The sequence below is a fragment of the Robertmurraya korlensis genome, from assembly GCF_023715225.1.
Lineage (GTDB): Bacteria > Bacillota > Bacilli > Bacillales > Cytobacillaceae > Robertmurraya_A.
In genome coordinates this window covers 191,311-216,393 of the sequence record NZ_JAMBNS010000004.1, presented here as the reverse complement: position 1 = coordinate 216,393, position 25,083 = coordinate 191,311, and the positions used below count along the sequence as shown (strand labels likewise).

At 35.9% G+C, this 25,083-nt stretch carries 25 protein-coding genes and 1 pseudogene; 9 read left to right on the top strand and 17 right to left on the bottom strand.

Translation table 11 applies throughout. The annotated features are described in order from the left end of the window. Positions 1-520: 520 nt before the first annotated feature. A complete protein-coding gene (locus tag M3175_RS25140; protein ID WP_371321680.1) occupies positions 521-607 on the bottom strand; it encodes a MerR family DNA-binding transcriptional regulator in 87 nt (28 codons plus the stop codon). Positions 608-728: 121 nt separating this feature from the next. On the opposite strand from M3175_RS25140, the gene M3175_RS09755 reads away from it, so the two are divergent. Together M3175_RS09755 and M3175_RS09750 are read left to right on the top strand one after the other, a co-directional pair. Further along, entirely contained in the window at positions 729-1,010 is a 282-nt protein-coding gene (locus M3175_RS09755; RefSeq protein WP_251518421.1) for a hypothetical protein, read from the top strand. 136 nt (positions 1,011-1,146) lie between these two features. Beyond that, the gene (locus M3175_RS09750; protein ID WP_251518420.1) at positions 1,147-1,875 is read left to right on the top strand and encodes a ZIP family metal transporter; all 729 of its coding nucleotides are present in this window, start codon (positions 1,147-1,149) and stop codon (positions 1,873-1,875) included. A gap of 369 nt (positions 1,876-2,244) precedes the next feature. Here M3175_RS09750 and M3175_RS09745 read toward each other — a convergent pair whose 3' ends face one another. From M3175_RS09745 to M3175_RS09735, 3 genes are all read right to left on the bottom strand, one after another. Beyond that, the gene (locus M3175_RS09745; protein WP_251518419.1) at positions 2,245-3,462 is read right to left on the bottom strand and encodes a TolB family protein; all 1,218 of its coding nucleotides are present in this window, start codon (positions 3,460-3,462) and stop codon (positions 2,245-2,247) included. Beyond that, positions 3,459-3,896 (bottom strand): alpha/beta hydrolase, encoded by a 438-nt coding sequence (locus M3175_RS09740; protein ID WP_251518418.1) that lies wholly within the window; start codon positions 3,894-3,896, stop codon positions 3,459-3,461. Before M3175_RS09740 ends, M3175_RS09745 begins: the two co-directional genes overlap by 4 nt. A 100-nt stretch (positions 3,897-3,996) precedes the next feature. Further along, positions 3,997-4,560 carry a TetR family transcriptional regulator gene (locus tag M3175_RS09735; RefSeq protein WP_251518417.1) on the bottom strand — a complete coding sequence of 188 codons (564 nt, stop codon included), beginning with the start codon at positions 4,558-4,560 and terminating at the stop codon, positions 3,997-3,999. Positions 4,561-4,834: 274 nt separating this feature from the next. Between M3175_RS09735 and M3175_RS09730 the strand changes: the two genes are divergently transcribed. Then, positions 4,835-5,587 (top strand): SDR family NAD(P)-dependent oxidoreductase, encoded by a 753-nt coding sequence (locus M3175_RS09730; RefSeq protein WP_251518416.1) that lies wholly within the window; start codon positions 4,835-4,837, stop codon positions 5,585-5,587. 117 nt (positions 5,588-5,704) lie between these two features. On the opposite strand, the gene M3175_RS09725 is transcribed toward M3175_RS09730, so the two are convergent. The 6 genes from M3175_RS09725 to M3175_RS09700 form a co-directional block, all read right to left on the bottom strand. Beyond that, on the bottom strand, positions 5,705-6,601 hold the full coding sequence (locus tag M3175_RS09725; protein WP_251518415.1) for a helix-turn-helix domain-containing protein: 897 nt from the start codon (positions 6,599-6,601) through the stop codon (positions 5,705-5,707). Positions 6,602-6,605: 4 nt separating this feature from the next. Further along, positions 6,606-7,712 (bottom strand): GerAB/ArcD/ProY family transporter, encoded by a 1,107-nt coding sequence (locus tag M3175_RS09720; RefSeq protein WP_251518414.1) that lies wholly within the window; start codon positions 7,710-7,712, stop codon positions 6,606-6,608. After that, positions 7,712-8,794: a Ger(x)C family spore germination protein gene (locus tag M3175_RS09715; RefSeq protein WP_251518412.1), complete on the bottom strand. Its 1,083-nt coding sequence runs from the start codon at positions 8,792-8,794 to the stop codon at positions 7,712-7,714. Before M3175_RS09715 ends, M3175_RS09720 begins: the two co-directional genes overlap by 1 nt. Next, positions 8,787-10,286, bottom strand: a complete 1,500-nt coding sequence (locus M3175_RS09710) for a spore germination protein (protein WP_251518410.1) — start codon at positions 10,284-10,286, stop codon at positions 8,787-8,789. Before M3175_RS09710 ends, M3175_RS09715 begins: the two co-directional genes overlap by 8 nt. 215 nt (positions 10,287-10,501) lie before the next feature. After that, complete coding sequence (locus tag M3175_RS09705; protein ID WP_251518408.1) at positions 10,502-11,356, bottom strand: oxidoreductase; 855 nt, start codon at positions 11,354-11,356, stop codon at positions 10,502-10,504. A 386-nt stretch (positions 11,357-11,742) separates the two neighbouring features. Continuing rightward, the gene (locus tag M3175_RS09700) at positions 11,743-12,369 is read right to left on the bottom strand and encodes an FMN-dependent NADH-azoreductase (RefSeq protein ID WP_251518406.1); all 627 of its coding nucleotides are present in this window, start codon (positions 12,367-12,369) and stop codon (positions 11,743-11,745) included. 161 nt (positions 12,370-12,530) lie between these two features. Here M3175_RS09700 and M3175_RS09695 point away from each other — a divergent pair, with 161 nt between their 5' ends. Continuing rightward, positions 12,531-13,118 carry a TetR/AcrR family transcriptional regulator gene (locus M3175_RS09695; RefSeq protein WP_251518404.1) on the top strand — a complete coding sequence of 196 codons (588 nt, stop codon included), beginning with the start codon at positions 12,531-12,533 and terminating at the stop codon, positions 13,116-13,118. Between the two features lie 130 nt (positions 13,119-13,248). Here the strand turns inward: M3175_RS09695 and M3175_RS09690 are convergent, their stop codons facing one another. Continuing rightward, positions 13,249-14,097 carry a helix-turn-helix transcriptional regulator gene (locus tag M3175_RS09690; RefSeq protein ID WP_251518402.1) on the bottom strand — a complete coding sequence of 283 codons (849 nt, stop codon included), beginning with the start codon at positions 14,095-14,097 and terminating at the stop codon, positions 13,249-13,251. 121 nt (positions 14,098-14,218) lie between these two features. Between M3175_RS09690 and fabF the strand changes: the two genes are divergently transcribed. Continuing rightward, positions 14,219-15,454, top strand: a complete 1,236-nt coding sequence (fabF, locus tag M3175_RS09685; RefSeq protein WP_251518400.1) for a beta-ketoacyl-ACP synthase II — start codon at positions 14,219-14,221, stop codon at positions 15,452-15,454. 116 nt (positions 15,455-15,570) lie between these two features. Here the strand turns inward: fabF and M3175_RS09680 are convergent, their stop codons facing one another. Further along, the gene (locus M3175_RS09680; RefSeq protein WP_251518398.1) at positions 15,571-16,041 is read right to left on the bottom strand and encodes a peptide-methionine (S)-S-oxide reductase; all 471 of its coding nucleotides are present in this window, start codon (positions 16,039-16,041) and stop codon (positions 15,571-15,573) included. A gap of 165 nt (positions 16,042-16,206) precedes the next feature. Between M3175_RS09680 and M3175_RS09675 the strand changes: the two genes are divergently transcribed. Both M3175_RS09675 and M3175_RS09670 read left to right on the top strand, forming a co-directional pair. After that, complete coding sequence (locus tag M3175_RS09675; RefSeq protein WP_251518396.1) at positions 16,207-17,637, top strand: ATP-binding protein; 1,431 nt, start codon at positions 16,207-16,209, stop codon at positions 17,635-17,637. Positions 17,638-17,820: 183 nt separating this feature from the next. Next, the gene (locus M3175_RS09670; RefSeq protein ID WP_251518394.1) at positions 17,821-18,285 is read left to right on the top strand and encodes a hypothetical protein; all 465 of its coding nucleotides are present in this window, start codon (positions 17,821-17,823) and stop codon (positions 18,283-18,285) included. 127 nt (positions 18,286-18,412) lie between these two features. Here the strand turns inward: M3175_RS09670 and M3175_RS25065 are convergent. Next, positions 18,413-19,025, bottom strand: a pseudogene (locus M3175_RS25065) (histidine phosphatase family protein). Positions 19,026-19,058: 33 nt separating this feature from the next. Then, positions 19,059-19,910 (bottom strand): aldo/keto reductase, encoded by an 852-nt coding sequence (locus tag M3175_RS09655; protein ID WP_251518390.1) that lies wholly within the window; start codon positions 19,908-19,910, stop codon positions 19,059-19,061. Positions 19,911-20,104: 194 nt separating this feature from the next. On the opposite strand from M3175_RS09655, the gene M3175_RS09650 reads away from it, so the two are divergent. Further along, on the top strand, positions 20,105-21,022 hold the full coding sequence (locus tag M3175_RS09650; protein WP_251518388.1) for an AraC family transcriptional regulator: 918 nt from the start codon (positions 20,105-20,107) through the stop codon (positions 21,020-21,022). 140 nt (positions 21,023-21,162) lie between these two features. Here M3175_RS09650 and glnA read toward each other — a convergent pair whose 3' ends face one another. Beyond that, a complete protein-coding gene (glnA, locus tag M3175_RS09645; RefSeq protein ID WP_251518386.1) occupies positions 21,163-22,518 on the bottom strand; it encodes a type I glutamate--ammonia ligase in 1,356 nt (451 codons plus the stop codon). Positions 22,519-23,151: 633 nt separating this feature from the next. Here glnA and M3175_RS09640 point away from each other — a divergent pair. Then, complete coding sequence (locus tag M3175_RS09640; RefSeq protein ID WP_251518384.1) at positions 23,152-23,550, top strand: (deoxy)nucleoside triphosphate pyrophosphohydrolase; 399 nt, start codon at positions 23,152-23,154, stop codon at positions 23,548-23,550. A gap of 542 nt (positions 23,551-24,092) precedes the next feature. Here M3175_RS09640 and M3175_RS09635 read toward each other — a convergent pair. Both M3175_RS09635 and M3175_RS09630 read right to left on the bottom strand, forming a co-directional pair. Next, positions 24,093-24,797, bottom strand: a complete 705-nt coding sequence (locus M3175_RS09635; RefSeq protein WP_251518382.1) for a DUF4386 domain-containing protein — start codon at positions 24,795-24,797, stop codon at positions 24,093-24,095. 60 nt (positions 24,798-24,857) lie between these two features. After that, entirely contained in the window at positions 24,858-25,082 is a 225-nt protein-coding gene (locus tag M3175_RS09630; protein ID WP_160549424.1) for a helix-turn-helix transcriptional regulator, read from the bottom strand. Position 25,083 lies beyond the last annotated feature (1 nt).

Genomic DNA, 25,083 nt, shown 5'->3' with positions numbered 1-25,083 from the left:
GAATAACCTTAGCTAATAAAAAGAAAATGTTAATAAGAGCTTCACAATTTATCCCCACCCTTACTTTTCATTTAGTAAAATAATTCCAGATAGGTAGATGAATTACCTGCAAAGAATAGAAAGCTCTTCTTCCATAAAACTGTCCCTTTTGTGGAAGAAGAAAAAGACCGCCGCAGCGTAACGGGTTCTGTTACCTAGCAAATTGGCATGCAAAACGCTGTGTTTGACTCTGTAATTATTCATTGAGGATTTCGTATAGGAAAGAGAATGAATAGACGGAGAATTTCCGGCTAATGTATCTAGAGGAAGCTCAGGAAGCCGAAATAAGCGGAGGAATTCCGGTTAACTGCTCTAAATAAGCCAAATTTCAAAGATTTGGGTCACATAAGCGGAAAAACTCCGCTTATTCTCAAGGAAATATGGGTATTTCCCAATTTAAACGGAATTTTTCCGGTTATTTTTCAAACACAATGAAATAGCATCAGTTTTATAACAGTACCTTGGCCATCGATTTCCGCTTTCATTCTTTTCGAGTCTTATCGTATTTTCTAAGGGTTGAGATATTCACATTGAATTTCTTAGCTACTTCTCCTATTGAATACCGCATTTACCTCCCACGGAACCAACTGCTCAAAAGACCAATTCACTCCTTAAAATTATATATACACAATCTCGAAAGTTTTTTAATAGTTTGTACATAATAACTATAAAAAGGTGTGTTATTTAAAGTGGACTTTCCAACTATTCATACAAATTTTTGGGATGCAGTAATCGCCGTTCCCACTGTAATGTTTGTTACTCAACTTATTAAGGTATTTACTAAAGTAAACAGGAAATATGTTCCTACAATTGCTCTTATTCTGGGTTTAGTTATCTCCATCTTTATTAGTCATCGTCATCATTTTATTTCGGGTGTCTTTATGGGTTGGTTTTATGGATATTCAGCCATTGGAACTTACTCCTCATTAAAAACAACTATAAAGTCCATTAGAAATCAGAGCTACCAATAAAAACAAAAATATAGAATAAAATTAAATCTTCGTCCATTTCAGGCCATTCCACTTAAGGGAATGGTTTTTAAAATAAAGATACATTTCAAACGTTTATCCAAAAATTATCAGGGTTTTATGAGAGAGGTGAATTTCTTTGTGGAATGCCACAATATGGGGAGCGATTTCAGGCTCCGCAGTTCTTATAGGTGCCTTGCTCTCCATGTTTATTTCGATTCCCAAAAAAATTATCGGGCTAATAATGGCATTTGGTACTGGAGTTTTAATTGGGGCTGCATCTTATGAATTACTTGGTGAGGCTGTAGAAGATGCAGGGATTATACCTACTAGTATCGGGTTTGTATCTGGTGCCTTGGTTTTCACGATATTTGATTATATAGTTTCTAAGAATGGGGCTTCTCAAAGAAAAAGATCCGTCCCAAAAGTTGCCGCAGGTGGAGGCTTAGCCATCTTTTTTGGCACAATAATGGATGCTATTCCAGAATCAATTATGATAGGAGCCAGCCTGATAGAGCAACAATCCGTAAACTCCCTATTAGTTATTTCAATTTTTATAAGTAATATCCCCGAAGGTTTATCAAGTACGGTTGGAATGAAAGACAGCGGCTATTCAAACAAAAAAGTGCTCTTCCTTTGGATCGCAGTTCTCGTTGCATCGGCGTTGGCATCTTTGGGAGGATACTTCTTATTAGATGGGGCTTCAGTAAACGTTAAGTCTGGTATTGCTGCTTTTGCAGGTGGCGGTATTATAGCGATGGTCGCCTCGACGATGATGCCGGAAGCTTATGAAGATAGCGGACCTATAACAGGACTAAGTGCTGCTTTAGGTCTCCTAGCCTCCATAATCCTTGACAACTATTCCTAATTGGAACAATTGTACTACTGGTTATTTAACTGAAAGATTCATATTCCCCTCTTCAACCAAATCTGAAGGGGGTTTTGATTCTGCACGGTAATAATTGATTGCATCTTAATCACTCCCGCTTCGTTAATCAAATAAGAAAAGATCCTTGCTGTTCCAACCAGATCTCCAGCTCTTGTCCCCTATAGTTACAGAAAAAGGAATGGAGAACGCTAAAGAACTGTTTAAAACATATAATATCAATGAAGCGTGAGGTTTTCTCTAACGAAAAATTCCTCATCTATCTATCCACCAAACACTTTATTCTATATGTTAACATAAATTGGAAGGTAATTATTAAACAAGCATCCATCATTTTACTCATAGGTGCTGTCATTTATCCCGTGTATAAAACTCAGGTGCATAATCAACGATACTGATCCACTTCTGTTCTTTTCCATCGAGCCCATCCTTAACCCACACATCGCCTTTCAGCTCATTTCCAGTATAACGGACCCATGTTACATACTGATTAATCACTTGTGGGTCTTGATCGCGTATGTTTTCACCAGGAGATGTCAATTGTTTTTGGGCATTTGAATTTATATCAATGAGGTACAGGTTTGTGAACATGGTTGGCACTGGCCCTTCCTTCCAATCCTTATTCTCCTTTGCACGTGCGACAATCACTTTTTCAGGAGAATACCACTCTAGATCCAAGTCCACATATCCTTTTGGTGTATATTCTTTTTGCTGTAAAGCAACAGGCATCTCAGCTATCTTCGTTCCTTTATTTTCTACAAAAAATCTTCCTTCTCCAGATATGTAGGCCAGTTGATTTTTTATTGGTGCCCATTTGAACCAATCAGCAAACCCAAGCATCTTTCCGACTTCTTGAAAGGATTTCCCCTCAGAAGAAATTACACACAACGAATTACTATCCATAGACCAAGAAGCCGTTGGGACCCCTATAAAGCTAACCCATTTACCATCGTGACTCCATTTAAAGTTATCTGCACTTATTGCAAATAAATCGTCATTTGTTTGAATCGTATAGAAATGTGCCATCTTTTCTTTTTTTAGATTGGCATCAACTGGAATCCTAAATAATTCAATTGGCCCCCAACCAGTTGGTAGTAGATTCGATTGAGAAGACACGATGAACTCTTTCCCATTCGGTGACCACTCAAATCCACTTACGCCCAATGATACGTTCTCGAACCCATGAGGTCTGCCATCTTTCATCTTGGTTACATTAAGTAAACCCCTATCGTTATAGGCAAGTTGATTTCTTATAGGTGACCATTTAAAATCAGTAGCCTCTACTTTTATATAGGGCTGGTAACTTTCTTTTTTCTCCATATCATAGATGAATAGGTCCGACTTTCCCCCCTGTTCATCTCCATCGATGTACGCTATGTACCGTCCATCGTATGACCACTTTGGTGAGTATACATACTGTGTGTGTGTTAGCTTTGTTTCTATATCCCCTTGCTTTAACCATAATTGATTGTCTCGAACAAACGCAGCTGTTAATGGAATTTCTGCACTAACGTTTTCAGAGAGGAAAAAAAAGATAAATAACAGTAACAGGACCATTCGACATTTCATAGGCACCCTCCATTCACCCAATAAGATGCCCTAGTTCTTACTTCTAATGCTTTTTTAATATGTGCCCGAGACATATCGTACATGCTGACCGTTGCTACAGCCTTAATTCTTCTATCCACCTGCGCTGCACTAATCGCAAAACCTCCACTACCACACAAACCTAAGACTCCTATTCGATTTCTATCTACAAATGGTCTTTTACCAACATAGTCAACGGCTGCGCTGAAATCCTCTACGAATAGATCAGGCGAAGAAATGTGCCGTGGCTCTCCACCACTATACCCATTGTACGAAGGGTCAAATGCTAAAGCAACCATACCACGTTCTGCCAAGTTTTGAGCATAATTACCTGAGTCCTGCTCCTTAACACCACCATAGGGGGCACCTATAATAACAACTGCATGTTTCTTTGTCTCATCAAAGTCTTTTGGCAAGTAGAGATCGGTACGCAGGGCTAAACAAATAATCTCTAAGTAATATAGAAACTAGAAAAGTAAAAGCGATGCATTTCTGGCATCGCTTTTACCTAGTCCCTTAAACTTTAAGATACATTTCCATATTGGGCATGGCTTTTTTAATATAATCCTCAGCGGTTAGTGCACTATTCGCCTGCCAATCTAGCATTGCCCCATAAAATGCCCAGCTTAACATGACAGCTGTCATTCTCAAAGACTCCTCGTTATCAATGTAGTTTTGTTTTAATAACCTCTTATACAATATACCTTGTAACTCTTTTTTCATAACAGCTTCAATTGTAGATGATAATTCCTGGTAATTCCTATTACATTTTGTTTTCAATGTGTCTAGATATCTTGTCATGGCTAAAAATATTTTAATAATCATTGCCTCGTTCAGTTCATCTTCCTCATCAATTTCGTCTAGCACATTTACCATCAAATCTTCCTTTATAAGCTTTTCTCTTAAATCATACTTATCCATAAAGTGATAATAAAATGTCGCACGATTAACCGTTGCTTCCGTTGTAATATCTATAATTTTAATATCTTTAAAATCCTTTTTCTTTGAAACTTTTAAAAATGAATCCATGATTAATTTTCTTGTCCGCATTACACGGGGATCTTGCCTTGTCTCAGCCATAAGATATACCCCATTTCTTATTGGTTTTTAGACTTTTCCTTATGAATGTCGTATATACGATAAACATGGAAAAGTATTGATTGTAGATAATAGGTCCTGAACTTATACTTCAATTATACAACAACTGTTGTATAGACAAAAGATATTGGTTAACAAACAGAACACACCAAATATTAGCACAAATGTTAACAAGAATGGGGAGTAACTGATTTGTTAAACCAAACTCATTTGCCAATCTTTAACAATAACTCATATTTATTGGAGGGAATATAGGATGAATAATTTAACAGGAAGAGTAGCCCTTATCACTGGAGCTTCACAAGGAATTGGTGCAGGTATTGCCAAAACGATGGCCAAAGCAGGTGCAAAGGTAATTGTTAACCACTTGAATTCTCCAGCTGAAGCACAAAAGGTCGTAGATGATATAAAAGCCGATGGGGGACAAGCCATTCATATCCATGCGGATGTGACCAAAGCTGATGAAATCAGAGCAATGTTTGATGAAGCCGAGATGAATTTTGGACTTGTTGATGTTATCGTAAACAATGCTGGTGTCTATGAGTTTGGTAAAGTTGAGGACCTCACGACAGAAAAAATTCGCTTTCAATTTGATGTAAACGTAACTGGGCTATTACTAGTTATTGGGGAAGCTGTACGACGTTTGGGCGATCATGGTGGCAGCATTGTCAATATTGGTTCAACTGCGACGCAAATATCTGAAACAGAAAAAGTCGTTTATACCGCAACAAAAAGCGCAGTCGATGCCGTCACACGAGTTCTTTCCAAGGAACTAGGTCCACGAAATATTCGTGTAAATTCTGTTAACCCTGGAGGAACAGAGACAGAAGGAGGACATAAACACGGCTTAATCGGGAGCCCTTACATTATCGATCTCGTCAATCGTACTCCATTAGGTCGTCTCGGTCAGCCAGAGGATATTGGACTCGTTGCCACCTTCCTTGCATCGGAGGACGCTCGTTGGCTCACAGGCGAAGTTTTACTCGTCTCCGGCGGCTTGCGACCATAACAATATAAGAAACTAAACTAATAAGAGGACAGGATTCTCATTCAACAAATATGACGGATTTCCTGTCCCCTTTTAAGATTACAATTCATTTACACATTACTTACTGATGGAAAATAACTAATTAATAAGTCTATTTAATGACTGCTTATACATGGATGGCGATACACCAAATCTCTCTTTAAATACCCGCGAGAAATGAGCTACATTTTCAAACCCAGTTGAAAAACATATTTCTGTAATAGAAAAAGGAGTATGTAATAAAAGTTCCCTTGCCTTATCTAGTCTACGATTGCGAATCCATTTAAGAGGTGGTGAATTGTATATTTCTTTAAACTCTCTTTTGAATGTAGACAAGCTTCTTCCAGATAGATAGGCCAAATCATCTATAGATACAGGATTGTATATGTTTTCCTCAACTACCTGACTAATACTTTTTCGTTCGTTATGTCTTAAATGTAGAAATTGGTATAGAAACTTTTCATCTGTATCTGCAACATCATATAGTAACTCAAGCAGTTTTAATCTGACTAATCCTTCTTGAATTCTATTTGACTCTTTTAATATAGGTTTTAATGATTCAATATATCCTGTTAAACGCTCATTCATAGGATAAACTGATATTGGAATCACCGTGGATGGGAATGAGGATTGCAAATTAGTCATTTTAATAAACTCATTTAGTAATTCATCTTTTAAAAAGAACATCATGTAATCAAGCAAATCATCCGCTCTTTCATCACCAAATTTCTCGTAACTAACTACAATGGATTTATGAATTAAGAGCATTTCTCTATCCTTGACTAAGTAGGACTGGTTACCGAACTTTAATAAATACCTACCCTTAAGGACAAATAATAGCATATGATCCTCTAAAAACATTCTCCCCTCTGTTTTTTTGGTAGGTAAGCACGATTCAATAACAGTCAGACCATTCATTTTTATAATACTTTGATTAGAAGGTTCCTTCGACATTCCTTCTGGTACTTTAATTAGCTCACTTATAACGTTTAACAATATCCTAACCCCCATTTCTAAGCCTATTTTTCATCATGTTCCTACCTATTTTAATTACAAAAATCAAGGGGATATAAAAATAAACAAAATAAAACCCTGCAGCGTAAACATATTTATTAAACATCTCTAATTTAAAATAATTATCAATTCCAACTGTAGACAAAAATACAATTCCAAGTGAAATAACTAGTGAAATTCTTGGCTTAATATCAAACAATCTCTTATAAATTCGGCAGACACTCCATATATGTAGACATATTGTCGGGATAATAACAGCTAACCAACTAAAGACAAATATAAAATCAAATCTTTCAACAAATGGAAGCTCAATAATCTTGATCATCTCTAATGTCGGCCACTTACTATTTATTAATTGTCCAATACTAAAATAGGTGAAACTTATTAAGGTGACTATAGTAAACAAAAAGATTGTATATATGATGGCATAACTCGCCCATTTTTTAGAACTCTCACCGTTTTTTAATAAGGGAAAATAAATCAGTAATGTTTCAAAACCAAAAAAAATGGGACTGCTTTCCTTAAATCCTTTAATAAAATCCGGAAAGGATATATTTAATATTGGGGATAGATTATTTAGATGGACGAATTTCAATGGAAAAAACAAACTAAATAAAAACAAGATACTTGGGATAAGCGCAAATAGAAAACATATTCCGGTTACCACCCGGAAACCACCAGACACGATATAATAGATAATTAGTAGCATAAGGACACCTAACTCTATAACACTTACCGATGGGAAAGCCCACACTCGAACGATTTCTAAGTACGTGCGAAAAACAAATATTGATGCAGATAAAAAATAAATAGAAATAATTACTGATAGTACACTCCCAGTAAATTTACCGAAAATGTCATTATGAACAGCCATTATATCGTTGCTTTCTGCCTGCAATATTTTATAAATTAACCATAAAATAAGGAGAATACTAATTCCGATTGACAATACGACAATCCATCCATCCTGTTTTGCATTTTTGGCAAGGATATTTTGAAACCCCAAAAGTCCTGTTCCATTTATGGATGAGATCATAATAAAAAAGATAAAAAAGTTGGAAACTACATAACTTTCCTTCGGTTCATTCTGCATTATTTGGCTGCTCCTGTATTTACGATATTTACATTAGCTTTGATATTAAATTTTATATTGGGATAGACTCGTTCATAGAATTCGTATCTTTTCCAATCTCTCTGAGCCCCTCTGAATAGTTCCCCAACCCCTACTGGATCAACATTTTCTTTTTTTAGTTTTTCTAATAGGTTCGTTAATTCTGTTCGTATATTCGTTTCAATTTCTTTTGTAAGTTTATTATTTATATTTGCAACAGACAATTTAGAGGCTTGTTCTTTAAGATAAACCTTTAATTTGAACTTGTATGTTACCTCAGAATTATTTATCTGGACATGTGAGTTCTTATTGTTTGAGACTATTTTTATTAATAGTTGTTTATTATCACTCGTTGTAAACTCATATGTACTGTTAAAACCAAGTTTATCAACTAAAATTTTCAACATTAGAGACTCTTTATTATTAAGAGATAATGCAAGCTTCTCATCTTTAAAAACCCCTACTCCCTCACTCACAAACAAACCCTTTTCATTTATATCCATTTTAGGGATATACATATCTTGCCCCTCACTGTAATATTGATAACTTACTGTATGAAGATTACTTAAGGGAATATTTCCATTACGCATACTCTGGTCTAATACGGAAGATAGAAAGTAAGGGGGATAGTTCATACTTTCCTCTAATAGGTCACTTGCAGATTTACTAGAAATAATAAGGGTACTATTGCTGCTTATATTGGGATCACTATTTAAATTGCCTATTAGATCTGAAATGCCATTTTTAGCGAAATTTTCACTAAAGAAAACTGAACCCAATTGGGACATATCAATCCTATGAGCAGTTTGGTTTGAAAAGGACGTGTATACGCCCGTTGTCGTGTTTGATTCAGATGTAAACAACTTTCTTGGGTGAGATTCCTGCATCGATTCAACATAAACAGGATATGACGCTGTACCTTTTATTTTGTTATTTTCTAAATCATAACCTAGGCTCTGAATGATCTTTACATCATCTATTATCGTTGTCCTTGAACAACCACTTATAAATATACAAATAAAAAAAATGCCTACAAATCTCCTACACAAATTGTTTTTATTCATTATTGAAGTCATCCCTCTTGTCTTTTCTCCTTCCATTCACATAGAATCTGGACAGGATGAGTGGTCTGAAAATTGTTCGTCTCTTATTAATGTAAGGCAAAGGGAACCTAACAAAACCGTCTGTCAAATCACGATAGCGAAAGGGATAAAGTGGGGCTAGGTAAGGGATTCCAAATGATTTCAGACGAATAATATGTGTGAATAGGACTATTACTCCCGCAACTAACCCTAAACCTCCCCATATTGAAGCTAGTATAATTAAAGGGAACCTTAAAAAACGAATCGTGTTAGACATTTTAAAAGTCGGTGTGGTAAATGAGGCTAATGCAGACAAAGCAACAATGATTAGTAAAATGTTACTGGTTAATGCTGCTTCAACAGCTGCTTGTCCAATAACAATCCCTCCTACAATTCCTAATGTTTGCCCCACCTTTGTTGGAAGTCGAGCACCAGCTTCCCGTAGAAACTCAATAATAATCTCCAAGAAGAGTGCCTCTATTAATGGCGGAAAAGGAACGTTTACTCTCGAATCAATGATAGGTCCAAGCATATCCTTTGGTATTATCGCAATGTGATAAGTTAGAACCGCTACATAAATAGGAGTTGCTGTAATTGAAAACATAACCCCTAAAAACCTTATCATTCGAAAAAAGCTCCCAAGTACCCACGGTAATAAATAATCTTCGGGAGAAACAAAAAAGTCGAAAATGGATGTTGGAGCATTAATTGCGTAAGGAGAACCATCACATAGTATAGTAAGTTGTCCGTTTATTAAACAAAAGGCTGCACGATCTACTCGCTCAGTAGTCAATAACAAAGGAAAGGGAGTATTTGAATTATCAGTAATTAATTGGTCTAGCATTGAACTATCACAGATTAAATCATAGTCAAGTTCTTTAATTCTTTGTCTAGCTGTATTTAGATATTCTTCATTTATGACCCCTTCCAGATATGCAATTACAACTTTTGTATTTGAAGTGGATCCGACAATCATTTCCTCAAATTTAAGATTAGGTGTATTCAAACTTTTTCTTAATAAGCGTAAATTTGTATCGATATTTTCTACAAAACCAACTTTTGGGCCGATAACACTAGACTCGTTTTCAGCATCATTTTGTTCACGATACCCTTTAGAAGTGGTTAACGAGTTAACCACAATACACGTATCTGCATTATTTTTGAAAAATATTATTGAACTCCCCTGTAATACTTGCTCGGAAATCTCTTTCATATTATTATTTGTTTTTGTATCTTTTATAGGCAGTATTTTTCTTATTTCCTCTAAACTTGATATTTCTTCGAGGTTTTCCAGAATCGGTGTGGAGATATTTTCGTGGATAATATTTTCATCCACTAAGGAATCAAAATAGGCAATAGATAATGATAATTCACTACTTAAAATTAAATTTGAGAAGTCACTGGATTGAGAATAGTAGGCAATAATATCGTTAATATTTTTAAATTCAGGTAATGTACTTTTAAGGGAAACCATTGCCTTACTCCCCTTCTATAGTCTCTATCGTTCATTCTAATAATGTTATCTTCACAATTTTAAGATATACACGGATTAAAAATATTTAACACACTAGATCCCACCTTGTAAAAAAAGCAAGGAAACCATGAAGTCTCCTTGCTTTAAAATATAAACGTCTTAATAATTTTTTTCGGCTTCTTTTATCTTGCACTCTGTTTCATACTTAATTATTATCAATTATTTATATCCTCATGATCTGTACTGGTGATAACATCATTCCAGGCTTGAATATCTCTTTCAAAGTTTGCTGTTTTTTCTTTAAACATTTGAAGAGTATCACTACCTAGTGGGAGATGTACGGGTGCTTCTTTGGCATTTCCTAACAAAACAATTGCTTTGGCTAGTTTCACTGGATCACCAGGTTGTTTTTTATTTAAATTATTTGCAATTCTTCTCATCTCACCAACTGTTTCATCATAATCAGGAATAATGTGGCTTGATTGAATTAGGGAAGAGTTATCCAAGAAATCTGTTCTAAAGAATCCCGGTGCTACAACAGTTGCTTTTATTCCAAGTGGGGCCAACTCTTGTGCAAGGGATTCAGTCAATCCTTCTACTGCAAACTTGGTTGCTCCATATACTCCCCAACCAATAAACCCACTCAATCCGCCAATTGATGAAATGTTAATTACATGACCGGTTCTCTCTTTACGCATGTATGGCAATACTGCTCTAGTAACATTCAATAAACCAAACACATTGGTTTCAAAGTTTGATCTTGCCTCATCAGTGGAGGTTTCTTCAACAGCGGCCAGAAGTCCGTATCCAGCGTTGTTTACTAGAATATCGATCTTTCCGTATTTTTCTATTGTTTCATTAACTGCCTCAAGAGTCTGTTGTTCATTCGTTACATCCATAACCACAACACTAAGATTTTTGGGATTCCCTAATTTATCTGATAGAAGTTCTACTGAGTTTCTAACTGTAGCCACTACAATATCACCTGAATCAAGTACGGCCTTTACAATTTCTAATCCAATACCTCTTGACGCACCAGTTATGAACCAAATTTTTTGTTTTTTTGACATCTTTATCCACCCTTTTATTGTTTTTATGAAATGTTTCAGTTGAACAGTTTCTAAATATATATAAATTCAATACAATTACTTAGTTATCTATTTAAAGGGAATTTAAATCTACATGAGTTTGAATAGAACTGATAAGGACAAATAAAATAAGTGACCATTTCAATTTATCGTTAATCTCCTCCATATCACGATTTCAGCAAATTGGTTATCTTTTAGCTGATAAGGTAACTATACTAATAAATCTTCATCCTCACTTTTCTATTAAGGTCAAAATAATTGTTTATTTGGTTCATAATCAAATTTCAACGTAAATACTGAAATCTGATTTTGCTCATAAAAAAGAGAGCTAACTAAACAATTAGCTCCCTATCATATTCATCATCCTATTAGAATGTATGAGCAACTTTCACAGCTTTCTCAATACCAACATGAATAATCTCCTGTGCTTGTTCTGGGTATTGATTATGCCCTTCTATTATGACGGTTGTTATATCTTTTACCCCCCAGAAGTTTAATATTACTTTTAGATAACTCACTGCCATTTCCAATGACTTGGCAGGTCCTTCAGAGTAAACTCCTCCACTTGCATTTAATAAAACTATTTTCTTGTCACTGAGTAATCCTTTAGGTCCTTCTGCTGTGTAACTAAAAGTTTTCCCTACCTGACCTATATAATCTAAATAGGTATGCAATGGAGCAGGTATTGTAAAATTCCAAAGAGGAAAAGCGAATACCACTTTATCAGCAGAAAGGAACTGGTCCAAGTATTTATTGACTAGGTTTGTCGCTGTTTTTTCTTCAGGGCTTAATTCGAGTCCCTTACTCAACTTAAACATCCCATTTATCTTATCTGTATCGTAATAAGGTAAATTCTCTTTAAAGATATCAAGCTCTATTATTTCATCCCCAGGATGAGTCTCTATATAACTCTCTAAGAATGATTGATAAAGTTGTACACTTACTGATTGATCTAATGGTCGAGAATTTGCTTTAATAAATAAAACTTTTGCCATTTTAACTACACTCCTTGATTTGATTTTATCCTTCACACTTACGCAACACCCGTTGCATAGTTTATGATAAGATAGGTAAGAAGAAGCTACAATCATCAAATCTTTAAAAATATTGTTTATCCAACAAATCTTAAAAATTGTCTTATAACTGAGGTGAAGAAATGACAACACAGAAACTTGACCCAAGAATTATACGCACCAGAAAACTACTTGAAGATGCCTTCACTAGCTTAATACGGGAGAAAGACTTCAATTCTATTACAGTAGGAGATATTACAACAAGGGCCACCGTTAATCGAGCAACGTTTTATGCACATTTTACTGATAAATTCGAACTATTGGATTCGACAATAACTAATGATTTCAGAGATTATCTTAAGCAAAAGCTCAACTGTCATAGTGTATTTAATCAAGAGACACTTACTAATATCCTTTTAGTTATGTGTGATTATCATAAAAATCTTAGTACCCTTTGTTCTAGCAGGTATCAATCTTTAGGCCCGGTAATTCAAAATAATATTATTGAAGAATTACACAACTTTATCTATAACTCTTTAGTTCATACTAATGACCAAACACCAGGTTTATCCAAACTAGAATCAATTAAAATTATTTCAACCACGCTTAGTTGGAGTATCTATGGAGCTACATACTCTTGGAATAAAGAGGGTAGGAAAATCTCTACAGAGGAATTTATAACAAATATGCTGCCAATAATAATGGATGGGTTAGATTCTATTATTTTTTAGTTGAATGATAGAAAAAACAAGAAAAGGACACTATTTCGTGTCCTTTTGGTGCTTAATATATATTAAAAATTTGACGGAATTTTAATACAAAAACCATTCAGTCCCATTCTACTAGTGAATTGAAATTACTTTATAAATTTTCAGCGGTAACCTTCTTCATTAAACGCTTTAATTTATTTTCTGTTTCCTCTACAGGTGTATAGATACTGCATCGTAAATCCATATCACCTTGAACTTGAAGAGAGGTTAAATTAAACAACATTTTCCCTGCTTTAGCATGTCGAAATTCAATGATCATTTCTGGGGCTTTACTTACCTGACTTTCTTGCCATAAATCCCGGAATTCTGGATGTAAATAACTCATTTCTTTAATAAATTGGTTATACCATTCATCACCTAAATAGTGTCCGTAATAGGTACGGAAAATGGCCAGAAAACCTTTCGCGAAATGTTCCCAATTGACAGCCAATGCTTTAAATTCTTTTCTAGTAAAAACTAAACGAATCAAATTTCTTTGATCATTCGGTATTTGTTCAAAGTCTAAAAACACATGAGCAGCAGCTGAGTTCCAACCCACGATATGGCAATGTCGATCTGTAATGATCGTCGGACAATATCTTAATTCAGCTAAAATTCGTTTTAGTGAGGGGCTAAGCTCCGATTGATCCTTTTTTGAATTTGTCATTTCTGATTTTGCTTCTAAGGTCAGGTCATATAAGTAGTCTGTTTCATCACTGTTTAATTGCAAAGCGGCAGAAATACAATCAAGTACGCTTGAAGAAACTTTTATATCTCTTCCTTGCTCTAACCATGTATACCAAGTGGTACTTACCCCCGCCAATTGTGCAACCTCTTCCCTTCGTAACCCCGGTGTCCTTCTACGGGATCCGGTAGGTAAACCAATCGACTCTGGCTTAATTTGGGCACGCTTTGTTTTTAAGAATGTCGACAAAGCTTCAAGCCTAGTTTTATCGTTCATTTTTAGACTCCTCATTGAATTCATTTAACCTAGTAGTAATTATACTAGCATAAACAACCACTTGTAATAGCATAAAGGGGATGTAAAATACAAGTATATTATTGATTTGGAGGAATGAACAGTGGAAAGAGTCGTGATTACCGGTATGGGAGTAGTTTCTCCTATTGGAAACAACATTCAAACATTTTGGAACAATCTAATTAACGGGGAATCTGGTATATCTGCTATTGATACCTTTGATGTTAGTAATCATAAAACAAAAATTGCTGGTATCGTCAAAGATTTTAATGCAGATGAAGTTTTAGGAAAGAAAGAAGCAAGACTATTAGATCGTTTTTCTCAGTTTGCTTTGGCTGCAGCTGAACAGGCTTGGGCAGATTCTAAGTTAGAACGCGATCGTATCGATGTAGAAAGGTTAGGCGTATACGTTGGTTCAGGCATAGGAGGAATTCAAACCTTAATTGAAAATATTGATACACTTAGGCAGAAGGGGCCAAGAAGAGTCAGTCCCACTCTAGTACCTGCCATGATTTCCAATGCTGCTGCAGCACAAATCAGTATCAAATGGAACGCGATGGGACCATCTATGTCCCCTGTATCCGCTTGCGCAATTGGAAATACCGCTATTGGAGAAGCCTTTAGACTTATTCGTTCTGGAGAAGTTGACGTTGTGTTTGCGGGTGGAACAGAGGCAGCTATAACAGACTTATCAATAGCTAGCTTTGGTAATGCAACAGCATTATCAACAAGAAACGATGATCCTGCTAAAGCTAGTCGTCCTTTTGATGAAGATCGAGATGGATTTGTTATGTCAGAAGGAGCTGGAATTTTAATCTTAGAATCTTTATCTCATGCTTTACGTAGAGAAGCAAAGATTTATGCTGAAATCATTGGGTATGGTGCAAGTTCAGATGCACACCATATCGTAGCTACACATCCGGAAGGTAGAGGCGCTTATCTTGCCATGAAATCAGCTTTAAAAAATGCCCATATATCTCCTGAAGACATTGATGTGATTAGTGCACATGCAACAAGTACAAAAGTGGGGGACATTTCAGAAACGATGGCTACTAAACAGCTATTCGGAAAACAAGCTTATCAAATTCCTGTAACAGCTAATAAATCTATGCTTGGTCATATGCTAGGAGCGGCTGGAGGAGCAGAAGCAATTGCATTAGCGATGAGTTTAAAGGAAGGAATCATTCCTCCAACAATCAACTTAAAAAATCCTGATCCATTATGTGATCTAGATTATGTACCCTCTGTTGCACGCAAAGTGAATATAAATACGGGGCTATCTAACTCATTTGGTTTCGGAGGTCATAACGCAGCTATTATTTTAAAGAAATACGAGTAATATAGTTCCCCTCTTCAATCTAACCGTTTCTAGAGTAAACGGTTAGATTTTATATTATGCTCCATTAGTAAAGTCCCTTTTGTTAAATAAGTAACACCATCCTTTAATATTCTCCCTTACTTATACCTACTTAATATTTCTTCTGGAATATGACAATAATCATTTGGACATCTAGCTAACCGATCTTGATGTTCTTCTGCGCTTCTTACATAGTTTGAAAGTGGTAATATTTCAACCACTATAAGGTCATAATCATTTCTCTCCCTAAGAAATGCCTTCGCCTCTATTAAGTGTTCAGGCTTTTCACTATATACTCCTGTTCTGTATTTCTTACCAACATCCTGTCCTTGTTTATTCAAGCTGTATGGATCAATAATTTCAAAAAAATATCCCATTAATTCCCTGATCGTTACAACCTTCGGATCAAATCCTGTTTTTACACATTCGGCATAGCCATCATAATCACCCTCTAATGTTTGACTTGTTCCATTAGCTCTTCCCGCTTCTGTAAACGTAACTCCAGGTAAAGTTTTTATAAAAGCTTGTACTCCCCATAAACATCCACCTGCAAAATATACTATTTCCATATTAACTCTCCTCTTTGTGACTAATTTCCTAATACAATAGAAACAAATTCTACATATTTTAAAAGTAGTATTTGTTTTTATCTATGTTATAATTTTATCTTATGACTATGTACGAATTTTCTCATGTACATTTTTTTAAGTTTAGTGTAATAGGAGTAAACTGGTATGATTGTTGGATTATTGATTTGTGCTATTGGCTTGATCCCTATTTTGTTGGCGTTTAGTGTTAATAAAATTTATAAAAAGTCGAATCTAACTCTAGGGATTACCTTGTTAATGGTGATAATATCAGGTTGGCAACAAGGGATAGGTGTGTTGTACTTCACGTCTTTGCTAGACGAACAATCAGCTTTTTGGTTATTTAGAATTTTTAGGTTTGCTCCAACCTTCTCCGTACCAGCTACCTTTTTTGTAGCCTATAGTACCATAAATAGTTTTTCGGTTACCTTAAAAAATGATTCTATCTTAAATAGAGTCGTCAATTATATATTTACTAAGAAAATGTTGATTAGTTTAATTGTATGGACTTCTATTGTATATTTCATTAGTTGGACAGACTTGGGAATGAAGGGCTTAGAAACAAGGAGTATTTCCAAGTCTGCTATTGAGTTTTATTTTCCTGTATACGGGGAATGGGCTGCGCTTTATGTTTTTCATATGGCTAGTTTAATTATATTTTTGCTCTTTTTATATTATATCTCCACAAAAATTAGCAACACAAACATTAGGAGTTTCTTAAAACATTTCTCCATTTACACATTATTTTTGTTTCTTCTCGGGATGTTTAACTTTAATCCTGAAACAGGAATTATCATGGGAAGTTTAGGAGTCATTATTTTTGCCATAATGGTTATGTTTGAATTTATTAAATTGAACGCCATTATTGAATTTAATTATTACCAACTAAGCGAAAGGCAAAAAAAGTTAGACTTTACAGGGAACTTTGTTGGAAGTCTTATACATGAGATGAAAAATACCTCGACCATTATCATAGGTTTCTCAAAGCTTATCATGGAAGATAAAGAACTAACTAAGAGTCAGCAAGATGCCTTGGATATGATTCGTAAAGCGACGGATCAATTGGAACAACTCGCAACTAATTATAACGAATATATTATTCATTCTAAAATGAGCTTTAGGACAGAGAACATTGTCTCAATAATTAGAGATTCAATTGAACTGTCTAGCGAATTTACCAAGCAAAACCATATAGATATTGAGTTCATTGACTCCTATAAATCTTTAAAAGCCTTTGTAAATAAATCGTATTTGCAGCAAGTGTTTATCAATCTTATTAAAAATAGTTCAGAAGCGACTCCCCCAGGTAGAGAAGAACGAAAGATAACGATTCTTACAAATTTGAATGAAGATTATATTGTAATTGACTTTTTCGATACGGGAAAAGGGATCCCCGAATCTGATTGGGACCATATTTTTGATCCCTTTGTATCGTCCAAAGGTGATGGAACAGGAATGGGACTTCCGTTTGTTAAAAAAATCATCTTTGAACACCGTGGAGATATTGTTGTTGTGGATAGTACATCATTAGGAACTCACTTTAAAATTCTGATCCCTCAATTGGGAAGTGACATATAAAAACGAAAAAGCCGGTTTCTTTTCCACTAGGATGAGATAATCGGTTTTTTCTGTAACTAGACAAATAACTATTTAGCTATGCCCATACAAAAATAGTTGCTTCAGCTTTAAAGTTAACCATACATATTTATCATAAGCAGTGAAATACTAAAAGGAATGCAATTTGAATTGGAGTGGATTTAAGTGATCGCGAATATTTCTCGAATACTTACACCAATTTTTTTATGGGCAATCGTCATCGTTTTTCTACCTAAACAATCATTCAAAAAATATTTGCCGGTAACATTATTTTGTTCCTGCATTTTATTAGTAGAAACTCTCCTAAACCTTATTTTTAAATGGTGGAAGGTAAAAGGAGGAACAAAATACATGGTTTTTGATGCCTTATCTTTTATTTTTGGGGCTTTTTTTACAACCAATTTATGGGTATTACATTTTACATACGGAAGATTTATTTTATACGCTGGTCTTAACTTAATTATTGACCTTATCTTTGCATATCCTTTAAGCTCCTTCTTTCAGAAAATTGGACATTATAAATTTAAAAAATTTAATTCAAAGATAATTTTTGTTATCTCCTATTCCCTTGCGCTTTTAAATTATGGGTTTCAAACATACATTCAAAAAACAGATAAACAAAATTCTTAAATCGGATAGCATATCTGCCGCCATAGTTTGTGCTTTTGATCTCTGAAACAACAAAAAAAGAGGTGCTAATTTTCATGTTAATAGCACCTCTAATTCGATTATCGCAAATAATAATCGTTCTATAATATCAAGTAAGTACTGCAGAAGCCTGACTTAAACTACTAAAATCATGATTAATAATTTCTACTAATTTAAATTCTTTGTTCTCATACTCAAACTTCAAAATGCAACAGTTCCCAAGTCTTTCTTTTTGTCTAATGGAACTTGTATGTTCCCAATACTGCATAAATTTTCGACAAGCTGCCCCGTGAGACACGATTAAAATGACTTCATTATCTTCTTCTATGATTTTTTGGACAGTAGTAACCATTCTTCTTTGAAATTCTTTTTCTGCTTCTCCACCGTAATTAACAAAGAAATCAACATAAGGCAGTGGTGGATTTAAATCTTCACTTTCCCCTTCAAACGTTCCAAAATTCCATTCCTTTAATCCTTTTAATCTAGTATATGGCAGGTCTATATGGCAGGTCCGTCACTAATTCTAACGTGTCACTCGCTCGTTCAGAGGTAGAACAATAAGCATGGTCAAAAACAATATGGTTCTCTTTAAAATACTTAGCAGCCATTCCTGCTTGCATTATTCCTAATTCTGTTAGCGGTGAATCACACCAACCTTGAACTTTTCTTCTTTGATTAAATAAGGTTTGTCCATGCCTCATTAGATAGATCGTCTTTTTCATTTGTATCCCCCTCATTAAAACATAAATGAACAGTTAAATATTGAGTGTACGAGTACCAATCCATTTCACCATTTCAGGATCTCTATGTGAAAAGAACAAGCTCTGTTTTGTATCTAACGTAGAGATGGCCTCCATATCTTCTGGGCTTAACTCAAAGTCAAAGATATGGAGGTTTTCAATAATTCTTTCTTTATGAACAGACTTTGGAATGGCAACCACTTCTCTTTGTGCCAACCAACGTAAAATCACTTGAGCAACGGATTTATTATGCTTTTCTGCAATCGAAGCTAAGACTTCATTCTGGAAAATATCATTTTTACCTTCAGCGAAAGGTCCCCAAGACTGTATTTGTACATTATGCTCTTTCATGAATATTGCACTTTCCATTTGCTGGTTGAATGGATGGGTTTCTACCTGGTTAACAGCAGGAACGACTTCATTATGAAGGATTAAATCAACCAAACGGTCTGGATGGAAGTTACTTACTCCGATCGCCTTAATTTTACCTTCTCGATATAATTCTTCCATTGCACGCCAAGAACAGTGAACATCACCATATGGTTGATGAATTAAATACAAGTCTAAGTAATCTAGTTGCAGTCTTTCTAGTGATTTTGCGAATGCATTCTTTGTGCTGTCATACCCAGCATCCTGAACCCACAGTTTGGTTGTAATAAACAATTCCTCTCTTGGTACACCACTTCGCTTAATGGCTGTGCCCACGGCTTCTTCATTTAAATAAGAGGCAGCTGTATCAATCAGACGATAACCTGCCATAAGAGCATCGTATACGGCTTGTTCACATTCTTCTGGATCAGTCATTTGAAAAACACCGAAGCCTAGTATCGGCATCTCAAGACCATTATTCAATATTAATTTTTGCATAGTAATTCCTCCTGTATTTTATATTTTATCTATGAGACGATTAAGAGAGCTTTGTAAGAATGATTATGCAACAGATCCTTAGACGACAGATATCTCATTCCTATCAATTCCTTGCCTAATCCTCTCACTCCCCTTTCACAACAGAGTTCCATCCTTTACAATGAAATTATCAAAATGGAACAAAGGAGAACTGTATGTCTATGGAAGTCCATAAATACCAGGCTGAACTTGCCAAACTTATTAAGTCCCACACAGGTCAGGACGGTGGTCATGAGACGGCTATTCCATCTTTATTTTTCTCTCATTACTCGAATGTCGCCGGACCATTTTACGGTGTTACGAAACCTTCCTTATGTATCGTCGTCCAAGGGATGAAAGAGGCCCTACTTTCACGGGAGCTCTTTAGGTACGGACCTGCCGATTACCTTGTTTCATCTGTTAACTTGCCCATTATTGGGCATGTAACCGTAGCTTCTTCCGAGGTTCCATATTTGGCTCTTAAACTTGAATTTACACCAAATGAAATTTTAGAAGTGTTAGGAGAATTTCAAATAGGGGTGAATACAAAGGAAAATAGGAACAGAGGAATGTATGTGAACTTGATCGAGTTACCTTTGTTAGACGCCGTCACCCGATTGGTTCGTCTGCTTGATTATCCTGAAGATATCCCAATCCTCTTTCCTCTTATTAAAAAGGAAATCATCTATAGAGTTCTACAAGGTCGACATGGTCATGCTCTTGGGCAAATTGCAGTTGAAGGAAGTTCTACCTATCAAGTCAGCGACGCAATTGAACATATCATGAAACATTATGATCGAGCGATACGAGTGGAGGAACTGGCGGAAATAGCGAATTTGAGTGTCTCTTCGTTTCATAGACTTTTTAAAGAAGTTACAGCCATGAGCCCCATTCAGTTCCAAAAACAGCTACGATTACAGGAAGCTCGCCATTTGTTATTAATTGAGACAGCAAGTGCTGCCGATGTTGCTTTTCGAGTAGGTTATGAAAGTCCATCCCAATTTAGCCGTGAATATTCTAGACTATTTGGTGTACCACCGAAAGAAGATATGAAGCGACTAAGAGAAACCTATGATAAAAAGAAAAACGCATAAAAAATCAAGGAGCAGTTACGAGCCAGGTTAGGATATTCACATCAGCCCACGGTTTCCACTTTCTCTAGGACAATCAAAAATAAAGGATGGAACATTTATGTTCCATCCTTGGATTCCTCTATATTACATGATTATAAATATTAGAATTTAGAGTGATAGTTCTCAATTTCCCAAGCGTGAACGGAGATGCGGTAGCTATCCCACTCTGCTTTTTTCATAGCTACATATTCACCATATACGTGCTCACCTAATGCTTTTGCACCAAAATTGCTAGCTTCTAATTCAACTACAGCTTCTTTTAAGCTACCAGGAAGGTTCTCAATTCCTAAAAGAGCTCTTCTCTCATCTGTCATATGGAAGATATCTTCGTTAATTGGAGCTGGAGCTTCTAGTTCTTTTTCAATTCCATCTAAACCTGCAGCCGCAATGACTGCAAACGTTAAGTATGGGTTTGCAGATGGATCTGGACAACGTAATTCTACACGAGTCGCAAGACCTTTCTTTGCTGGAATACGGATAAGAGCCGAACGGTTAGACGCTGACCAAGCAAGGTAGCAAGGTGCTTCATAGCCTGGAACTAAACGCTTATAAGAGTTTACTAGCGGGTTTGTTACAGCCGCGAAGCTCTTTACGTTTTCAAGTACACCTGCAATGAAATGGTACGCTTTCTTCGATAATTGTAACTCATCAGTTGGATCAAAGAAGGCATTTTCGCTTCCTTCGAAGAATGACATATTCACGTGCATTCCAGAACCATTGATTCCAAATGCTGGCTTCGGCATGAATGTTGCATGTAATCCAAATTTCTGAGCAATCGTCTTAACTACCCACTTATACGTAGTAGACAAATCTGCTGCTGTTAAAGCATCTGCATACTTGAAATTGATTTCATGTTGTCCTTCAGCTACCTCATGGTGAGATGCTTCAATGGTGAAGCCCATTGCCTTTAACGCACGGTAAATTTCTAAACGAACTCTTTCTCCAAGATCGTGTGGTGATGGCTCGAAATAGCCTGCTTTATCACTTAGCTCTTGAGTTGCGTAGCCATTTTCATCTGTTTTGAATAAGAAGAACTCTAGCTCAGGTCCAACTGAAATCGTATATCCACTTTCAGCCGCACGCTCAACTGTTTTCTTTAAAACATTTCTTGTATCTCCATCAAATGGTGTTCCGTCTGGATTTTTTACAGAACATAAAAATCTAGCTTCTGCATACCCTTCTTCTACTGACCAAGGAAGAACAGCAAATGTTGTTAAATCAGGTTGTAAATAAAGGTCGGATTTATTAATAGGTGAGAACCCTTTAACAGAAGATCCGTCAAACATCATTTTTCCTTCTACTACATCCTCTAATTGTTCAACTGTTACTGTTACATGCTTTAAGATTCCTTCAATATCAACGAATTGTAAGTGTAATAGTTCTACACTCTTTTCTTTTATCGTTTCTTTAATTTGGTCTAAAGTTGAAGTTTCTAATTCTACTAAAGTTTTTGTCATGTTAGATAATCCCCCGCCATTGTGTTATGTTATATGACATTCATTAAAATGAATTATAATAGATGTTTCAGAATTCGACAACATCTTTTTTAAATTTTTTGATAACTTTTTTTCTAACTTCTATTTGACTAAAAAAATCTATAACAATAAAAAAATACCATGTAAGCATTTACATGGTATCTGTGTAGCCATATGTGGAATCCTTGCCCTACCTAGAGCTCCGATTTCAATTTTTTCACGTATTCCGGAATTTTATTTTCTTGACTGCAATTATTACAATAATACTGCTTCACCAATTCATCACACAGGTACGTTTTTAACGCAAACTCTGGAATGCGTTGAGGCACTCCACAATGCTGGCAGAAGAATAAATATTCACTCTTTTTCATGGACCTCACTCCCATTCAAACATTTTTGTTTGTTTTTAACGAAATTAGGTACTAATATGTGTATGAGGCCTAGGCTTGTAAAACTACATCTTTTTTAGTTAAATATCCTCGTTTCTTCTATTATACTATTGAAACCGTTTTCTTGCATGGTTCATATTTCATGGACAAGGCTACTTTTACATGTTTTTAATGGGAAAAAGAAAGCGATACTATGGGAAAAGAAACAAAACTTGTGGAGGTACACATGAAGAAAAAAATCAAAGTTGTGGCTGCTGTGATTGAAAATGAACACGAAGAAATTTTATGTGCCCTCCGCTCTCCAACCATGACCATGCCAAATATGTGGGAGTTTCCTGGTGGGAAGGTTGAAGAGGACGAGGATTTGCATACAGCGATCCAGCGCGAGATTCAGGAAGAATTAGGTTGTGTTGTTGAACCTGAAGAATTACATAACGAGCATGTGCATGAGTATGAGACCTTTATCATTCAGTTAATTGCGATTAAGTGTCGGTTGGTGGATGGAACACCATTGCCAAGTGAACACTCAAAGCTTCTCTGGTTGAAACGAGAACATCTGTCTTCCCTTGTTTGGGCGCCTGCCGATATTCCTGCTGTGGAGTTGTTAAGGAAGGGATGGACGTAGAATGGGTGGGAAAGGAAGTTCACTCTTCCCCACCCATTTCAAGCTTTATTAGAAGCTCTTACATAGGAAAAATGTAGTTCGCCTCGATTGATTTTAACCATATATCTCGCTCTTAATGCCCTAAATGCTAATTTAGTTCACTTATTCTACTAAATTTTGGAATTAACCTGTCTTAAATCCAAACTTAGTCTACTTATCCCACTAAATTTTGGAATACACACGTCCTAAATGCTAATTTAGTTCACTTATTCTACTAGATATTGGAATTCATCTGTCCTGAATCCCAACTTAGTTTTCTTATCCCACTAAATTTTGGAATACACACGTCCTAAATGCTAATTTAGTTCACTTATTCTACTAGATTCTGGAATCCATACGTCCTAAATGCTAACTTTGTAACCCCCTTCCACTCGATTCAATTATTATCAGATACTAAAGCAAAAATTATCGCCCCTTACCTAAGAATTACTTGAATCACACTCAACCTAGCCCCAAAAAGCGGACTTCCACTGATATGAAGGTCCGCAACATGTGTATTCATCTTAATCCCTTTTTGAAAATAAACTAGTAAGGACAGTGGAATTGAACCCTTTCACGATCAACCATACAGCCAAAATCATTTCATTCGCTGCTACTGGAAGTGCCAACAACCCACCCCAAACAGACACTTGTTCAATCACACCAAACATGACTAACAAGGCACAAACAAACACAAGAGCTGCCCCTGTCATACCTATGATTGGGATAAACCTCGGTACGAGCTTGGTTTTATAAAAGATATAACTGTACATCATCGTATTGATACCGAGCATGAAATTGGGGCCAAGCATAAATGTCCATTCATGAATGGCTTTTAATACGGTACCTGACGTTTGAAAAGCTGCTACATCTGGAGCACCAGCTTCAACAAATTCTCGACTTAAGGTCAGAAGGGACAGCACGCTGATCACACCAACCGTAATAACAATCGCTTCAAGAAACCGAAAACAAACATGCCATAATGCGATGGTTTCGTTATATCTTCTTAAAATCGGAAACATCGTCGTTGCTGTACCAACTGCTGAAACGACAAGAATTAATTCCATTAGTGCTCCCAATATGACTTGGTTGTCGTGTTTGGAACCATTGATCAAGTAATCCGAACCGTTAAGAATCGGATCGTATAATATCACACCTGCTACCGCCGAGACGGCTGCAAGAATAAACAATACTCCCACTAGTTTGGCTGCGCTTTTGTTTATCATCATTTATTTCTCCCCTTTTGTTCATAAATTGACAAACGGTAAAGCAAAAGCAATCAAAGAATCTTACTGCGTTGGGTCATCTCCATAAAAGAATACTTCTTCCAACGGCAAGTGAAAGGCGTGAGCAATACGAAAAGCGAGTTCAAGAGATGGGGAGTAGTTTCCCTTTTCGAGAGCCACGATGGTTTGTCTGGTTACGCCCACCTTGTCAGCTAATTGCTGCTGAGTCATTTCATCATGATTGAATCGTAATTTTCGAATGTGATTGCCGACAAGATTTTTACCCATT